Source organism: Pseudarthrobacter quantipunctorum, from assembly GCF_045291495.1.
Classification (GTDB): domain Bacteria; phylum Actinomycetota; class Actinomycetes; order Actinomycetales; family Micrococcaceae; genus Arthrobacter; species Arthrobacter quantipunctorum.
On record NZ_CP148033.1, the window covers coordinates 2,927,376 to 2,944,116 of the forward strand.

At 65.2% G+C, this 16,741-nt stretch carries 13 protein-coding genes; 9 read left to right on the forward strand and 4 right to left on the reverse strand.

What is annotated here, in order from left to right; all coding sequences use genetic code 11:
• The first annotated feature begins 234 nt into the window (after nucleotides 1-234).
• Genes purU through WHH00_RS13260 form a run of 3 tightly spaced genes read left to right on the forward strand, consistent with a single transcriptional unit; the run spans nucleotide 235 to nucleotide 2,346 of the window.
• Nucleotides 235-1,095 (forward strand): formyltetrahydrofolate deformylase, encoded by an 861-nt coding sequence (gene purU / locus WHH00_RS13250; RefSeq protein ID WP_406633422.1) that lies wholly within the window; start codon nucleotides 235-237, stop codon nucleotides 1,093-1,095.
• Between the two features lie 42 nt (nucleotides 1,096-1,137).
• Nucleotides 1,138-1,815, forward strand: a complete 678-nt coding sequence (locus tag WHH00_RS13255) for a class I SAM-dependent methyltransferase (protein WP_406638604.1) — start codon at nucleotides 1,138-1,140, stop codon at nucleotides 1,813-1,815.
• Between the two features lie 9 nt (nucleotides 1,816-1,824).
• Nucleotides 1,825-2,346, forward strand: a complete 522-nt coding sequence (locus WHH00_RS13260; protein WP_406633424.1) for a gamma carbonic anhydrase family protein — start codon at nucleotides 1,825-1,827, stop codon at nucleotides 2,344-2,346.
• A gap of 13 nt (nucleotides 2,347-2,359) precedes the next feature.
• Here the strand turns inward: WHH00_RS13260 and WHH00_RS13265 are convergent, their stop codons facing one another.
• Nucleotides 2,360-4,093 carry a flavin monoamine oxidase family protein gene (locus WHH00_RS13265; protein ID WP_406633426.1) on the reverse strand — a complete coding sequence of 578 codons (1,734 nt, stop codon included), beginning with the start codon at nucleotides 4,091-4,093 and terminating at the stop codon, nucleotides 2,360-2,362.
• Entirely contained in the window at nucleotides 4,090-5,637 is a 1,548-nt protein-coding gene (locus WHH00_RS13270; RefSeq protein ID WP_406633428.1) for an amino acid permease, read from the reverse strand. The genes WHH00_RS13265 and WHH00_RS13270 overlap by 4 nt, the downstream gene beginning before the upstream one ends.
• Before the next feature lie 109 nt (nucleotides 5,638-5,746).
• Here WHH00_RS13270 and WHH00_RS13275 point away from each other — a divergent pair, with 109 nt between their 5' ends.
• Nucleotides 5,747-7,372 carry a PucR family transcriptional regulator gene (locus tag WHH00_RS13275; RefSeq protein WP_406633430.1) on the forward strand — a complete coding sequence of 542 codons (1,626 nt, stop codon included), beginning with the start codon at nucleotides 5,747-5,749 and terminating at the stop codon, nucleotides 7,370-7,372.
• Here WHH00_RS13275 and WHH00_RS13280 read toward each other — a convergent pair.
• Entirely contained in the window at nucleotides 7,351-8,145 is a 795-nt protein-coding gene (locus tag WHH00_RS13280; RefSeq protein ID WP_406633432.1) for a nitrilase-related carbon-nitrogen hydrolase, read from the reverse strand. The genes WHH00_RS13275 and WHH00_RS13280 overlap by 22 nt on opposite strands.
• Before the next feature lie 202 nt (nucleotides 8,146-8,347).
• Here WHH00_RS13280 and WHH00_RS13285 point away from each other — a divergent pair, with 202 nt between their 5' ends.
• The 4 genes from WHH00_RS13285 to WHH00_RS13300 all read left to right on the forward strand — a co-directional run bounded on the left by WHH00_RS13285 (nucleotide 8,348) and on the right by WHH00_RS13300 (nucleotide 13,706).
• On the forward strand, nucleotides 8,348-9,538 hold the full coding sequence (locus WHH00_RS13285) for an ROK family transcriptional regulator (protein WP_231455876.1): 1,191 nt from the start codon (nucleotides 8,348-8,350) through the stop codon (nucleotides 9,536-9,538).
• A gap of 131 nt (nucleotides 9,539-9,669) precedes the next feature.
• Nucleotides 9,670-11,232, forward strand: coding sequence for a multiple monosaccharide ABC transporter ATP-binding protein (gene mmsA / locus WHH00_RS13290; RefSeq protein ID WP_231455874.1), 1,563 nt, complete (start codon nucleotides 9,670-9,672; stop codon nucleotides 11,230-11,232).
• Nucleotides 11,233-11,277: 45 nt separating this feature from the next.
• On the forward strand, nucleotides 11,278-12,558 hold the full coding sequence (gene mmsB / locus WHH00_RS13295) for a multiple monosaccharide ABC transporter permease (protein ID WP_066274312.1): 1,281 nt from the start codon (nucleotides 11,278-11,280) through the stop codon (nucleotides 12,556-12,558).
• Between the two features lie 50 nt (nucleotides 12,559-12,608).
• Nucleotides 12,609-13,706, forward strand: a complete 1,098-nt coding sequence (locus WHH00_RS13300) for a substrate-binding domain-containing protein (protein WP_406633435.1) — start codon at nucleotides 12,609-12,611, stop codon at nucleotides 13,704-13,706.
• A 79-nt stretch (nucleotides 13,707-13,785) separates the two neighbouring features.
• Here WHH00_RS13300 and WHH00_RS13305 read toward each other — a convergent pair whose 3' ends face one another.
• Nucleotides 13,786-15,294 (reverse strand): polysaccharide lyase family 1 protein, encoded by a 1,509-nt coding sequence (locus WHH00_RS13305; RefSeq protein WP_406633437.1) that lies wholly within the window; start codon nucleotides 15,292-15,294, stop codon nucleotides 13,786-13,788.
• A 231-nt stretch (nucleotides 15,295-15,525) separates the two neighbouring features.
• Here WHH00_RS13305 and WHH00_RS13310 point away from each other — a divergent pair, with 231 nt between their 5' ends.
• On the forward strand, nucleotides 15,526-16,596 hold the full coding sequence (locus WHH00_RS13310; RefSeq protein WP_406633439.1) for a Gfo/Idh/MocA family protein: 1,071 nt from the start codon (nucleotides 15,526-15,528) through the stop codon (nucleotides 16,594-16,596).
• Nucleotides 16,597-16,741 lie beyond the last annotated feature (145 nt).

A 16,741-nucleotide genomic window follows, 5' to 3' on the forward strand; every position in this document is an offset into this window, starting at 1 on the left:
GTCAGGCTACCGGCTGGCGCAACTTCACGCCGCACTGATGACAGCGCGTGAAAGCCGCGGGCGTGGCGCTACAGTACTGACGCAGCGCACTTCCGGCAAGACATGACCCTCGGCCCAGGCGTACGATCCGTGGTCTTCGTGATTGCCGCTCCCTGGTGGTTAGCCACCCAACGCCAGTTGCGACCCTCCCAGCGTACCAAAAGCGGGACCTGCTGCGCGGGTAGGCTAGAAGGCGTGAGTGAAGAGCAGCTGAAGCAAGCGTACGTAGTAACCCTGTCCTGCCCGGACCGCCCGGGAATCGTCCACGCGGTGGCCGGCGCCCTGCTGGTGGCAGGGTGCAATATTACGGATTCGCAGCAGTACGGCAGCCCTGCCACCGGCAACTTCTTCATGCGGGTGGAGGTGACCACGGCGGCCCCCGCGGCAGGGCTCCGGGCAGCTTTGGAGCCAGTCGCCGAAGCCTTCGGCATGCAGTGGAGCCTGAACGCTGTGGGGCAGAAGGTCCGCACCCTGGTGATGGCCAGCACGTCCGCCCACTGCCTCAACGACCTCCTCTTCCAGCAGCGGTCCGGGACGCTGCCCATCGAGATACCGGCCATTGTCTCCAACCACCAGGACCTGGCGGGGCTGGCCGAGTTCTACGGCATTCCGTTTCATTACATCCCGGTCACCAAGGACACCAAGGTCCAGGCTGAGGACAAGCTCCGCGCCATCATCGCCGAGCACGACATCGAACTGACCGTCCTGGCACGCTACATGCAGATCCTCTCCGACGAGCTCTGCACCGAGCTCACCGGCAAGGCCATCAACATCCACCACTCATTCCTGCCGTCCTTCAAGGGCGCCAAGCCGTACCACCAGGCCCACGCCCGGGGCGTAAAGCTGATCGGCGCCACAGCGCACTACGTGACGGCGGCACTGGATGAGGGCCCAATCATCGAGCAGGAAGTCATCCGCGTGGACCACGCCCGCACCCCGGAGCAGTTCGTCCAGATGGGCCGGGACGTCGAAGGACGCACCCTGGTCCAGGCCGTTCAGTGGCACGCGGAGCACCGGGTGCTGCTGGACGGCAACCGGACCGTCGTCTTCAACTAGCACCAGTTCCCGGACGGGAGGCTGAGACGGGAGGCCGACGTGATGCACGGCAGACCGGAGCACGCCGACCACGAGGCCGACCTCGCGGTGTTCTATGACCGGGAGGCAGCCGTCGGCAGCACGCGCGCCTTGACGCCGCTCCGCGTCCAGTGTCGGGAGTGGTTCGTTCGGCTACTGAAGGACGAGCACCGCCACTCGCTGTTCGAGCTCGGATGCGGCACCGGCGTCGAAGGCCTGGAATTCGTGCGCGCCGGCCTGCATTACGGCGGCGTTGACCTGTCCGGTGAGAGCGTCCGGCTGGCGCGGGGCCAGGGCCTCGACGTCAGTGTGGCCAGTGGGCGAAACCTGCCTTTCCCGGACGGCTCGTTCTCGGCCGGATGGACAATGAGTACGCTCCTCCACGTTCCCAACAGCAGGATCCACGACGTCGTCAGCGAGCTGGTGCGGGTATGCGCACCCGGCGCGCCAATCGCCGTCGGACTCTGGTCCGGGAATGATGAAGAAGTACTGAACCCCGAAGACCTTGAAGAGCCCCGCCGGTTCTTCAGCAGGCGCAGCGATGACGCCGTCCGGCGGATCTTCGGCAGGCACGGCGAAGTCGCGCACTTCGAGACGTGGCCGGAGGGAACCGGCGCCGAATCGGGTCCCGGGCGTGGCCAATGGACGCAGCACTACCAGTTCCTGGTCCTGCGCACCCCTGTCCGCGCGGCGATGTCCTAGGCTTGGCCCATGGCTCCTCTGTACCCATTCGCCGGGACCACCCCGGCCGTCCACGAATCCGTTTTTGTTGCCCCGACGGCCTCGATCATCGGCAACGCGACCCTCGCCCGGGACTCGAGCGCCTTTTACAGTGTCTCCGTACGGGCCGATACCGCTGCCATCACCGTGGGTGAAGGCAGCAACCTGCAGGACAACGTGGTGCTCCACGCCGATCCCGGCTTCCCCTGCACGGTGGGCGAACGCGTCAGCGTGGGGCACGCCGCCGTCGTCCATGGCTGCACTGTGGAGGACGACTGCCTGATCGGGATGGGCGCCACGGTCCTCAACGGGGCGGTGATCGGCGCCGGCTCGCTGGTTGCCGCCGGCGCCGTGGTCCTGGAGGGGACGGTGGTGCCCCCGCGCTCGCTGGTGGCCGGGGTCCCGGGCAAGGTCCGCCGGGAACTCACCGATGAGGAGTACGACGGCGTCCGGGCCAACGCCGCCCGCTACCGCGAGCTGGCTGCGGCCCACCGGGAACTGCACGCCCCGTAGGACAGGCACACTCCTAGTCCAGGCTTATCGGCCCGATGGCGGCCAGCAGCTCACCCGGGCCCGGGTTGCCCGGCGCGGAGGAACCGCCCAGGTGGTTCACCACGCCCCAGACCGCGTTCAGGCCGGTGGTCACGGCGCCCTCGGCCCAGCCGGCGGTGAAGGAGACGTCGTCGCCGGCCAGGAAGATCCCCCGCTGCGATTCGGGCAGGGCGTCCTGCTTGAAGTGCGTGAACAGCCGCTGCTGGTAGCGGTAGTGCCCGGGCAGGTTCGCCTTGAATGCACCCATGAAGTTGGGATCGGCCTCCCAGGAGACCGTGATGGGCTGGCCCACGATGTGGCTGGCAATGTCCACTCCCGGATAGATCTGTTCCAGCGAATGCAGCATCAGTTCCACGCGTTCGTCGGCGTCCAGCGCCAGCCACTTGAGCGCGTCGTCGTTCCAGGTGTAGGACAGCAGGATGACGGCGGGCTGGTCCGGCCCGTTGTCCAGGAGGTAGGTGGCGCGGTTGAGCCGGTCCGTGAGCGTCATGGACAGCACCTCGTTGCCGGTGTCCGGATCGATGTCCTTCCAGAACGGCCGGTCCACCATCACGAAGGTCTTGGAGGACTGCATGTAGTGCGAGCGCTCGATGGCGGTCCACAGTTCCGCGGGGAACAGCGCCTCCTCCGTATGGATCCGGGTGGACAGCAGCCAGGACTGGCACGTTGTGACCACCGCCGGGTAGCTGGCCTCGCGGCCCCAGCGTTCGCGGATCCGCAGGTTCCCGTCGGGATCGCGGCTGATTCTTCCGACGGCACCGCGGGGCGAACCGGAGTGCAAGGACGCCAGGGACGTTCCCTCGGGCCAGTGGGCCATGTCCGACGGCGCGTGCTGCCAGAGTGCCTCGGGCAGCCGTTGCGCTCCCCCGCTGATGAGCCGGTGCTGATCATCGGCGTCGGTGTACACCACGCGGAGGATCTCCAGGATCGAGTTCGGGAAGTCGGTGTCCCACCCTCCCGTGCCGAAGCCCACCTGGCCGAAGGCCTCCCGGTGCGCGAACCCGGCCTTTTTAAAGGAGTCGCTGGCCGCGATGAAGCCGTAGAAGGTCTGTTCGTCCATCAGGGGCAGCAACTGGTTCCACAGTTCCTTGATCCGGGCGGTATCCCTGGACCGGATGGCGTCCTGCATCTCAACGAACTTGGCGCCGTCGTTCACAGCGGCTTTCCAGGCGTCCGCCACTTCCCGGAAGAACGGCGGGAGGTCGCCCGGCTTTTCCGCATAGTGCTTCTTGCCCGCCAGTTCGATCACGGTGCTGGACGTAGCCGGGGACAGGGGGTTGGGAAACTCCTGGGTGTCCAGTCCCAGCAGGTCCACGTAGTGGTAGAACGCCTTGCCGGACACGGGGAACCTCATGCCGCCGAGGTCTGCCACTACTCCTGGCGCCGCCGGGAACGCCGCCGTACGGAGGCGTCCGCCGATCTGGTCGGCTTCATAGACAACCGGCCGCAGCCCCAGCTTCATGAGTTCGTAGGCCGTTACCAGGCCGGAGAGCCCCGCTCCAATGACGGCGACTTCGGTCCCCAGCAGTTCGGCCGGCACGGAGCCCAGTCCGTCCGGGTGCGCCAGGTAATGGTCGTAGCTGAACGGAAAATCCGGGTTCAGCATGGTGATGGGACCGGCTGGGGCGCCGTCCGCGCTGGAAGGAGCAGCCGGGCCGGCGGAGGTGCTGGACGGGTCGGATGCCGGCAGTTCGGTGGCGATGGTCATGAGATTTCTGCCTTCGTCGTTTCGGGGTTTTGCTGGATTGGAGTTTGGGGACCGGACAGCTCACGGTATTCCTCATTGCTCATGGCAGCCACCCTGGAGTTCCGGCGTCCGTAGCCGAAGTAGGCGGCCACGCCCACCAGCATCCAGACGGCGAACACCACCCAGGTGTCAGCGCCGAGGTTGGCCATCAGGAACGCGCACATCGCGGCCCCCAGGATGGGCGTGAGCGGGAAGAGCGGCACCCGGAAGGTCCGCTCCAGCTCCGGCCGGGTGCGGCGGAGGTAGATGACGGCCACGTTGACCAGGGCGAACGCGAACAGGGTGCCGATGCTGGTGGCGTCGGCGAGCGCGCCAAGGGGCACCAGCCCGGCGGTGAGCGCGACGGCGGTTCCCACCAGAAGGGTGCCGGCAACAGGGGTGCCGGTGCGGCGGGAAACGCGGCCGAAGATTTTGGGGATGAGGCCGTCGCGGGACATCGACATCAGGATACGCGTCTGGCCGTACAGCACGGTGAGGACGATGCTGGCGATGGCCAGCACGGCGCCCACCGCAAACACCAGGGCAATCCAGGGCTGGCCGGTGGTTTCCTCGAGGATTTTCACCAGCGCAGCCTCGGTGCCGTCGAACCAGCCCCACGGCCGGGCACCGATCGCGGTGACAGCCACCAGGACGTAAATGGTGGTGACGATCAGCATGGAAAGCATGATGGCGCGGGGCAGGTCACGCTTGGGGTTGCGGGCTTCCTCGCCTGCCGTGGAGGCGGCATCGAATCCGATGTAGGAGAAGAACACACGGGAGGCTGCGGCTGAGACGCCGGCGGCGCCCATGGGCAGCAGCGGCTCAAAGTTGCCGGCGTTGAAAGCGGTGAACGCCACGGCGCAGAAGAACAGGAGGATGCCTACCTTGACCACCACGATGGAGGTGTTGATCCAGGCGCTCTCCTTCGCGCCGCGCACCAGCAGGATGGTAGCCAGCACCACGATCACCATGGCTGGTATGTTGACCACGCCGCCGTCGCCGGGCGGCTGTGACACCGCATCCGGGAGGACCGAGCCGAACACCGCCAGGGTTTCGTTGACGTACTGGCCCGCTCCAACGGCGACGGCGGCGACGGAAACGGCGTACTCGAGCACCAGGCACCAGCCGCAGATCCAGGCCATGCCTTCGCCCATGGTGGCGTAGGTGTACGAGTAGCTGGAGCCGGCCACCGGGACCATGCCGGCCATCTCCGCATAGGAGACGGCGGAAAGCAGGGCGGCGAGGCCGGCGATGGCGAAGGAGATCCAGATGGCCGGGCCGGCAAGGGGTACGGACTCCCCCAGGATCACCAGGATTCCGGTCCCCAGTGTGGCGCCCACGGAGATCATGGTCAGCTGAAGGACACCGAAGCTCCGGACCAGGCGGGGGCCGCCGCCGTTGTTCTCGGCCTCGCTGACCATCTGGGCGATCGGCTTGCGGCGCAGCAGTTGTGCGCCCAGGGCGGGACGGGCGGGGGTTCCGCCGGGAGCGCCCGTTGCCGGGCCGGTAAGTGTAGGCACAGTCATCGTTGACGTCCGTTCATGTCGTTGGCTGGTTGGTCTGGTTTTCCCCTCACCCAGCGTAGGGGTGTGAGCGGCATCTCACAGGGTGCAGAATGACCTATAGTCTTCAACCATGAGACGTAATGCACCAGCTATAAGCGGCGCCCCGGATCAGCTCGACGCCGTCACGCTGGGGCAGTTCCTGGCTGCGCTTCCTCCTGAAGTTTCGGTGATGAACGACGCCGGCACCGCCGAAGTCCCGCTGCGCTGGGTGGAGCCCAGCGAGCTGGAGGACCCCACCCCCTACCTCATGGACGGCGAATTCGTCCTGACGGCGGGCCTGCCCTTCCGCGGCGGCGGCAGCAGCGCCGCGAAGGCGGACGAGTACGTCCGGCGGCTCGTGGCGGCCGGGGTGGCGGCCCTGGGCTTCGGCCTGGAGCCCTATTACGACGCCGTGCCGGACCCTCTGGTGGAGGCCTGCCGGCGGCACGGGCTCACGCTGGTGGAGGTACCGGCCAGTGTTCCCTTCGCTGCGCTGGGGCTCGAATTTTCCAAGCTTCTCGAATCCGGCAACGCACAGGTCTTCCGGCAGCTGGCTGAGACCAACCGGCACCTGATGCGGGCGGTCCTCTCCGCCCGCCCGGAACACGAGCTGCTGGCGGCGCTGATCCAGCGCGTTCCCGTGTGGGCTGTCCTTGCCGGCACGGACGGGAGGGTGCGCGCCCGGGCGGGCGCCGCCGTCGGACTTTCCCAGCTCCAGCCCCTGCTGAGGAAGCTTCTCAGCGGCAGCGGTCCCCGCGTGGAAACTGAATCACTGGAAACAGCCGGAGGGCGGGCCCTGGTGTTTGGCCACCCGCTTCGCAGCACCCGGGACGCCACCCTGGGGTGCCTGGTTCTTGGGACGGAAAAGCCCCTCACCCCGGCGCAGAACAACGTGGTCTCGTCGGTGGTGGGACTGCTGGAGCTGCTGGTCCGGCAGCGGACCAGCGGCTCCCTGGCGCCCAGCCAGTTGGCTACGGCCCTGCTGCTGCACCCGGAAAGCCTGACCGGGAACAACAGCCGTGAGCTGAACGGCCTCCAGGACCTGCTGGCCCAGAGCGTCTCCGGGACCCGGCCGGGGCCGGTCCGCGTGGTGCAGGGCGTGCGCGCGGAGCCTTCCACCGCCATTGCTGATGGCCCAGTCCGGGAGCTGCTCCAGTGGCGCAGGCTCTTCGACACCAAGATGGTGGAGTTGACGGATTACGGGTTCGCGGCCGTAACGCGGCTCAAGGTAGACGAATCCCTGCTGGCAGAGGTGGAGCAGCTGGGCTGGCGCCTGGTGGTGGGCGGACCCACCGAGCTGCCCGGACTGGCCGCTGCGTACCGGCGGGCAGGTGCGTTGCGCCCGCGGGTGGCCGGCGCCCGAAAGAGCCTCAGGGAGGAGGACCTGACGTGGTCCGTCACCGGCCTGCTCGGCGGCGATGCCGGCGCCCTGCTGGCATCGCGGCTCCTGGCGCCGGTCCTTGAACAGGATGCGGAACGCCGGACGTCACAGCTCCGGGTGCTTCGCTCCTGGCTGCGCGCCCACGGGAGCTGGGATGCCACCGCCAAGGACCTGGGACTGCACCGAAACAGCGTCCGCCGCCAGATCAACGGCGTGGAAGAGCTGCTGGGCATGGATCTTGGGCAGGCCCAGACCCGGGCCGAGCTGTGGATTGCCCTGCAGTACGTGGATGACGCCGAGCCTGCGGACCCTGCTCAGAGCCCCCAGGTCCGGTAAAGGTCAGGACGGCGTTCTGCCAGGTAAGGCACGTTCCGCCGCTCGCGTGCGGCGGCGCCCGGATCCACCTCCGCGTAGAGAAGCTGTGGCTCCCCGCCCGCCCCGGCCAGCAGTCCGCCGTCGGGCCCGGCAACAACGCTGCCGCCCAGGAACGTGCAACCGTCTTCTTCCCCGCAGTGGTTCGCGTAGGCAATGGTCAGCTGGCTCTCCAGCGCCCGCGCCCGCAGCAGGACCTGGGGCACGTCATCGAAGCCGTGCGCCAGGGCGGTGGGAACCAACAGCAGCTCCGCGCCCGCGACGGCAGCGGCGCGGACGGACTCCGGAAACTCGACGTCGTAACAGATCACCAGGGAGGTGGGGATGCCGTTGAAGTCCACCACGGCGGGCGCCTCCCCTGCGGGGCTGAAGGCCGCCCGCTCGTCGTCGCCGAACAGGTGCACCTTGCCGTAGCTGAGCAGGGTGGCGCCGCCGGCATCCAGGAGGGTCGCGCTGATCTGCCAGTCACCCTGAGCGGTAACCCGCGGGAGACTGTAGACCAGTCCGATGCCGTTACTGCGCGCAATGCCCGCCATCCGCTTCTCTATTGCCGGCAGCAGGGAAGGATCAAGCCCGGAACGCACCCGGCGGGGAGCATAGCCCACGGGAAAAAGCTCTGGGGTGACCAGCACGGCCGCCCCACGTCCTGCCGCGGTCCGGGCAGCTGCGTCAACGGCGCGGCAGTTGGCCTCCACATCAAGGACCGCGGAGTTTTCCTGCAGGAGTGCCAGCAGCACTGCTACCACCTTCCTTCGTTGGAGCGGCCGCGGGATGGGCCTTCTACCAGCGTAGCGAGCCCCCCTCGCTACGCTGGTGGGCTGTTTGCACCCCTTCGGGCCTGAACGGGTCAGATTGTCCCGGCTTCCAGTCTTCCTGCCGGAACCGGCCTTTGCGTTAACTTCTTGACTACAAGAGCCGTGATAGGGCAATCTTCTTAGCATGCCCGCAACCCCGCGCTCAACGAGGAGCAAGCCAAAAAATCCGGGATCGCAGTCCGCCCTGCGCCAGCTGAACCAGCAACGGATTATCGAAACCCTGATGGGCGGACCCGCCACGCAGGCTGAACTTGCCCGGCAGACGGGCCTGTCCACGGCAACGGTTTCAAACATCGTCAAAATCATGCTGGACTCCGGCCTTGCATCGACAGAACCCATCACCAGCTCCGGCCGCCGCGCACTGAACGTCCGCCTGAATAGCAACGGCGCCGTCGCCGTCGGAATCGACTTCGGACGGCGGCACCTCCGGGTGGTCCTGGCCTCCCTCAGCTACCACGTCATCGCCGAGGAATCCGTCATGCTTCCACTGGGCCACCAGGCCGAGGAAGGCATCCGCGCCGCAACAGCCCTGCTGGACAAACTGCTGCGGGAAAGCGGGATCGAACGCAGTGCCATGGTGGGTGCCGGCGTCGGAATTCCCGGGCCAATCGACCGCCGCACCGGAACGGTGGCCCAGGGCGCCATCCTCCCGGAATGGGTGGGGATCAACATCCTCCAGCACCTCGAGGAGACGCTACAAATCCCCGTGTTCGTTGACAACGACGCCAATCTGGGCGCCTGGTCCGAAGTCACGTGGGGACAACATTCGGGGGTCAGCAACCTGATGTTCCTGAAGATCGGATCCGGCATCGGCGCGGGCTTGATCCTCAACGGGGCCCCCTACTACGGAAATGTCGGAATCACCGGCGAGATAGGCCACGCCACCATCCACGAACAAGGCCTCGTATGCCGCTGCGGAAACCGCGGGTGCCTGGAGACCATCGCCTCCACCACCACCATGATCGAGCTTCTCAGCAGGGGCGAGGACAGGCCGCTGACTCCCGCGGATATCGTCAGGAAAGCCCTGAACCGGGACCCCGCAACACTCCGCGTAGTGGACGACGCCGGGCTCTCAGTCGGCCGGGCGCTGGGCAACGTGGCCAACCTGATCAATCCCGAGGTCATTGTGGTGGGAGGGCCGCTCGCGGGCCTTGGCGACATCCTTCTGGACCCCATCAGGCGCGGCCTGATCCGGCATGCGGTCCCGGTTATCGGGGAAACCACCACGTTGGCCATGTCCTCGCTGGGCGACCGCGCCGAGGCGCTTGGGGCGGCTGCTCTGGTCTTCCAACATGCTGGAATACGTAAAACCTAGACCGTTTCGTTACCCGCCGATTGCGTTAAAGACTTGACGACAATAGGCGTGATCCAGTTTACTTTTGGATCAGACGGCCCTGCGCTTTGCCGGCCGGACAAAGAAGTCATTGCATTGGAGGGTTAGGGTTCATGACGTCCCAGACCACGCAAACGGAGCCGATCATCCTTGAGATGCGGTCTATCACCAAGGAATTCCCGGGCGTTAAAGCGTTGGATAACGTGAGCCTGCGGGTGAAGGCCGCTGAGATCCACGCGATCTGCGGCGAGAACGGGGCTGGCAAGTCCACCCTGATGAAGGTCCTTTCCGGCGTGTACCCGTACGGCAGCTACGACGGCGACATCGTCTACCAGGGCCAGGTCCAGCAGTTCCGGGACATCCGGGCCAGCGAGCACGCCGGCATCGTGATCATCCACCAGGAACTGGCGCTCATCCCCGAGCTGTCCATCATGGAGAACATCTTCCTGGGCAACGAGCCCACCAAACGCGGAGTCATCAACTGGGCCGAAGCCCGCCTCCGCTCCCTGGACCTGCTGGCCAGGGTGGGACTGCGCGAGGACCCGGACACCCCCATCAAGGAAATCGGCGTCGGCAAGCAGCAGCTGGTGGAAATCGCCAAGGCCCTGAACAAGTCCGTGAAGATCCTGATCCTCGATGAGCCCACCGCGGCGCTGAATGAATCCGATTCCCAGCACCTGCTGGATCTGATGCTCGGCCTGAAGGCCAAGGGCATCACGTCCATCATCATTTCCCACAAGCTGAACGAGATCGAGCAGATCGCCGATTCCATCACCATCATCCGTGACGGCAAATCCATCGAAACGCTGAACGTCAAGGCGGACGGCGTGGACGAGGACCGGATCATCAAGGGCATGGTGGGACGCACCCTCGAATCCCGCTTCCCCGAGCACACGCCCAACATCGGCGAGGTGTTCTTCGAAGTCAAGAACTGGACCGTGGGCCACCCCAACGTCGCAGACCGTCTGGTGTGCAAGGACTCCAGCTTCTTCGTCCGCCGCGGGGAGATCGTGGGCTTCGCCGGACTCATGGGCGCAGGCCGCACCGAACTGGCACGCTCCGTCTTCGGCCGCTCCTACGGCCGCTTCATCGACGGCCACATCTACAAGGACGGCAAAGAGATCACCCTCAAGTCCGTACGCCAGGCCATCGACGCCGGACTGGGCTACGTCACCGAGGACCGCAAGTCCCTGGGACTGAACCTGCTGGACGACATCAAGACCACCACCGTGGCAGCCAACCTGCGCAAGATCAGCCACAACTCCGTGGTGGACCTGAACCAGGAATTCACCGTGGCGGAGCAGTACCGCAAATCGCTGCGGACCAAGACCCCGTCGGTGGAGGAAGGCGTGGCCAAGCTCTCCGGCGGCAACCAGCAGAAGGTGGTCCTGGCCAAGTGGATGTTCACCGACCCCGACCTGCTGATCCTGGACGAACCCACCCGCGGCATTGATGTTGGCGCCAAGTACGAGATCTACGGCATCATCCAGCAGCTTGCCAACCAGGGCAAGGGAGTCATCGTCATCTCTTCCGAGCTCCCCGAGCTCCTGGGCCTGTCCGACCGTATCTACACGATTTTCGAAGGCGCCATCACCGGTGTCCTGAACAAAGATGAGGCCAGCCAGGAAAGCCTGATGAAACTGATGACCTCCGCCCGCAAAGCCGAAGCCGCCTGACCCTCTGGATCATCCCAGAACCTTCCGGACACAAGGACTGACACCATGAACGCCCTCAAAAAGCTGTTTGGCGGAAACACCCGCCAATTCGGCATGATCTTCGCCCTGGTTGCACTGATCGTTTTCTTCCAGATCGCCACCGACGGCCGGACCCTCACCCCCGGCAACGTCATCAACCTCTTCAACGGCAACTCCTACATCCTGATCCTCGCCATCGGCATGGTCCTGGTCATCATCGCAGGACACATCGACCTGTCGGTGGGCTCCATCGCGGCCTTCGTGGGGGTCACCGTTGCCCTGGCCATCCGCGACTGGGGTATCCCCTGGTACGCCGGCGTGCTCCTGGGCCTGGCGCTCGGTGCGTTGATCGGTGCCTGGCAAGGGTGGTGGGTGGCCTACGTGGGGATACCCGCCTTCATCGTGACCCTGGCCGGCATGCTCCTGTTCCGCGGCTTCAACCAGTTCGTTGGCAAGTCCAACACCATCCCCGTCCCCGCCGACTTCCAGTACCTCGGCTCCGGCTACCTCCCGGAAGTCGGACCCAACACAGGATTCAACAACCTGACCCTGCTGCTGGGCATCGCCGCCGCCGCATTCGTGGTGGTAGGCGAACTGCGGTCCCGCGCACGCGCCAAAGCACTGGGCGCCGAGGTTCCGGAGATGTGGGTCACGGCGCTGAAGCTGGTCCTCATCTGCGGTGCCATCCTCTACGCCACATACCTCTTCGCCACCGGCCGGCCCGGCACCTCGTTCCCCATCCCCGGCCTGATCCTCGCCGTCCTGGTCCTGATCTACGGCTTCATCTCCTCCCGCACCGTCCTGGGCCGCCACGTCTACGCAGTCGGCGGCAACCGCCACGCGGCCGAACTCTCCGGCGTCCAGTCCAAGAAGGTCAACTTCCTGGTCATGATGAACATGTCCATCCTCGCTGGCCTCGCCGGCATGATCTTCGTAGGACGCTCCACCGCATCAGGCCCGTTCGACGGCGTCGGCTGGGAACTGGACGCCATCGCCGCAGTCTTCATCGGCGGCGCCGCAGTCACCGGCGGCGTGGGAACCGTCGTCGGATCCATCATCGGCGGCCTGGTCATGGCAGTACTGAACAACGGCCTCCAGCTCCTCGGCGTCGGCGCCGACCTCACCCAGATCATCAAGGGCCTCGTCCTCCTGATCGCCGTCGCCTTCGACGTCTACAACAAGAGCCAGGGCAAGAAGTCGATCATCGGCATGCTCACCCAGAACTTCAACCGGAAGCAGGGGCCTTCCAACCCCAACCAGCCGGACGAAACCACCTCGACCAAGGAAGCGATCGCCAGGGAAGCCTGAGACTTGCGGCCTGAATAGCGTTACACCACCACAAAGAAAGAGAACCAACAATGCGAATGATTGGCAAAGCAGGAAAGGCAGCAGCGGTCGCTGCCATCGCAGCACTGGCGCTGACGGGCTGCGGACGGTCAGAGACCTCCACTGGCGGCGGTACCGAGGGCGCCAGCGGCTTTGAGCAGGACTCCTCCATTGGCGTCGCCCTTCCCCAGAAGACCAGTGAAAACTGGGTACTCGCGGAGAAGCTGTTCAATGAGGGCCTCACCGAGGCAGGCTTCAAGCCTGACGTACAGTTCGCCAACGGCGGCGTGTCCGAGCAGCAGAACCAGATCAGCGCCATGGTCACCAAGGGCGCCAAGGTCATCATCGTGGGTGCCATCGACGGTTCCCAGCTGGGCACCCAGCTCAAGCAGGCCAAGGACTCCGGCGCCACCATCATCGCCTACGACCGCCTGCTGCTGAACACCGAGAACGTGGACTACTACGTGGCCTACGACAACTTCAAGGTGGGCGAGCTCCAGGGCCAGGCGCTGCTGGAAGGCCTCGAAGAGAAGAAGGGCGAAGGTCCCTACAACATCGAACTCTTCGCAGGCTCCCCCGATGACGCCAACGCAAAGGTCTTCTTCGATGGCGCCATGAGCGTCCTGAAGCCGAAGATCGATGACGGCACCCTCAAGGTCCTCTCCGGCCAGAACAGCTTCGAGCAGGCTGTTACCCAGGGCTGGAAGGCTGAAAATGCACAGCGCCGCGCAGACACCCTGCTCACCGGCAGCTACTCCAGCGAGTCCCTGGACGGCGTTCTTTCCCCGAACGACACCCTGGCCCGCGCAGTCCTGACCTCCGTCAAGGCGGCCGGGAAGGAGCTTCCGGTTGTCACCGGCCAGGACTCCGAGGTTGAGTCCGTCAAGTCCATCATGGCTGGCGAGCAGTACTCCACCATCAACAAGGACACCCGCAAGCTCGTTGAGCACGCCATCACCATGGTGAAGGACCTCCAGGCCGGCAAGGACCTGGAAATCAACGACGAGAACTCCTACAACAACGGTGTCAAGACGGTTCCGGCCTACCTGCTGGAGCCGGTCATCGTCACCGCTGCGAATGTAAAGACCGCTTACGAAGGCGACCCGGTTCTCGAACCGATCACCAAGTAGGCAGCAGCAGCAAAACGCCCGGTCCCCTGTTGGGGGCCGGGCGTTTCTGTGCCTGCTGTGCTCAGTTCTGCTGCCGGCCCTACTGCTTAACGGTGAGGACCCCCGGACCCGTAAAATTCAGGGCGTGGTTCCGCACCGCCTGGGGCGTTGCGAATGCCTTGTAACTGTATGCATCCGCAGGGTCCCAGCCGACGTCGGTGCTGAAGTCCCAGCCCGTCCAGTCCGGAGCAGGCTCCCCAGTGAGTTCTGCCTCCGCCAGGGCCTCCGCGCGGTTCTGCTCGAAGGATGCCTGCGCCACGGCGTTGAGGTCAGCCTCCTCACCGTTGAACCAGGATCCGCTGTCCTTGAAACGGTGTCCGTTATAGCTGCTCACCATGATTGATTCGTCAGCCCCGTGTCCGGTGTAGTCGAAGGCGTTGCGCTCGGAGAAGATCCGCGACTCGTACCCAGCACCCAGGAAGTAGCTGGTACCGCCCTGGCCCTCGCTGATCATCGGGTACTGCGGGTGTTCTGTGCTTGCCACAAAGTAGTTGTTCAGCACATGGACTTTCCCGAACCGCACCCGCGGACCCCGCTGCTGGATATTTTCGAGGTGGTTGCCGATGTAGCTGACGCGCAGTTTCCCCCCGTCCTTGTCCACATGTTCGTCACCGGACCCGAGCAGCATGGTCTTGTCGTGGTTGTACAGCTTGCTGTTGGAGACGGTCACGTAGTCGGTACCGTCCTTGAGGTCCAAAAGGCCGTCGTGCCGGTTGGCAGGCTTGCCGTTGGGCCCGATCGGTGCCTCGCTGTCGGGGAACCGCCCGTCGGTCAGCCGGACATGGTCTATCCATAGATGGTCGGAGGTAACGGAAGAGACGGCGTCGAACCTCGCATTCCAGGCGCCATCACCGTCGTCAGGGGACCAGGTGCTGAAGAAGTCCACGGGCGCTTCCACGCTGAGGTTGCGCATCACAACGTTGGTGGCGCTAAGGATCACGATGTTGGCTCCAACGAATCCTGAGTCGGAGCCAAGGCCAACCAGGGTGGTGTTGCTGGGCAGGCTTACTTCGATCTGCCGCTTCATGTTGTTGCTGCCGGTCTGCCGCAGTTGCCTCTGCTTCTTGCAGTATTCATAGGTCTGGTCGCTCCAGGCCTTTCCCTCCGGCCCAAAGCAGGAAATGTACTTGTTAATGTCGTACCCCGGCGCGTAATCCTGCTCCCCCAGTATCCGGCCATCGGGCGCCTGGTTGCCGTCGATGGTCCCGTTGACGTAGATGATCTTGGGAGCCCTGGGGTCGCCGTTGTTCGCCAGCGCCGCCTTAAGCCCGGCCAGGGTGCCGACCTCATAGCGGCTTTCAGCAGGGGCGCCGGCGCCGCCGTTCGTACCACTTCCGACGGCGGCCCAGCCAGTGGGTGCCGCGTCGTCGGCCCTGATAATGCCTCCTCCGGTCGGCGCCGGACTGGCGGGCGTCATGCCGGCGGCTGCGGGTGCGGCCACCGCCAGCCCCGCCGCCAGCGCAAGAGCTGATCCGGATGCGGCCACTCCGGCTCCGATGCGGAACCTGGTCCGGACGTTTGGACTTTTCTTGCGTGTTCTGGACGTCATTGGCCTTTTTTCCGGCATGCCAAACAGGCCACATGCCTAGGTGGGTGCGGATCTTGGGAATTTAGTACCCCGAAAGAAAACGGTTTCTTGCGGCGGTTCTCTATTCTTACGTCCCCCGCGACAACGCTGTCAAGGGTTTGTCACACTGGGCGCCCGGCACTATCAGTCGCTTCCGCACTTCCCGCAGGTCATAACTGAACCCTTGCTCACCTGAATGAGAGGATGGTCACCATGAGTGCCCCCATTGCCAAGCCGTGGCTGTCCAGCCAGTCCGACCAGGACCCCCGTTCCGCTACAGGTTCTCCCCTGCGCTGGGGGATCATCGCCACGGGCGGGATCGCCCGCTCGGTGTCGCAGGACCTGGCCCTGTTGGCGGACGCTGAGCTGTACGCCGTCAGTTCCAGGGGCCAGGACACGGCGGATGCCTTTGCCGTGGCTTATGACTTCGCCAAAGCGTATGGTGACGTCGGCGGCGTGCCCGGCTACCAGCGGCTGCTCGCAGACGAACAGGTGGACGTCGTCTACGTTGCTACGCCCCACGCCCAGCACCACGAGATCGTTCTCGCCGCGCTCAACGCCGGCAAGCATGTCCTGTGCGAAAAGGCCTTCACTATCAACGCCCGGGAAGCCTCAGAACTCATCGACCTTGCCCGCAGCCGCAACCTGTTCCTCATGGAAGCGGTGTGGAGCCGCTTCCTGCCGAGCATGCAGCGGGCGTTCGAGATTGCCGCGTCCGGTGAGCTGGGCGACATCCATTGGGTCACGGCAGACCTCGGTTTCCCGGCCCCCTACTCCCCCACGGCCAGGTTGTGGGCCAGGAAGGACGGCGGCGGCGCACTGCTGGACCTTTCGGTTTACCCGCTCCTGTGGGCGCTGGGCACCCTTGGATTTCCGCAGACCGTGAGTGCCACCGGGTTCATCAACGACGACGGCGTGGACGCCCAGAATGCGCTGACGCTGGGGTACAACCACGGGGCACAGGTGCAGCTCACATCCTCACTGCTCGCGCACGGTCCCCGGACCGCCACCGTGGCGGGCAGCCTTGGTTTCCTTCAAAGCGTGGGCTCCATCAACAATCCCGGCGAGCTGACGGTATCCACGGGCTGGGACTCGCGCAGGACCGAAGCCTTCGAGGTGGTGGGCCGCGGATACGTTTACGAGCTGCGCGAAGTAACGCGCTGTATCCAGCAGGGGCTCACGGAAAGCCCGGTAATGCCGCTGGAGGACACCCTGAATACAATGCGGCTCTTTGACGGCGTCCGCGCCCAGCTCGGCGTGAGCTACCCGAACGACAAGCACTGAGCCAGCCCCAAAGTTTAGGGTCACCGGCAGATATGACCGGTTCCGGCCGCTCTGTAATTCCTGAGCTGCGAAGTTTTCAGTTTTGTCGAGTTGTTTGAGCAGACCCTAGACTTCCTGCAACATTCCGTCTTAGGCTGTAGCCAAC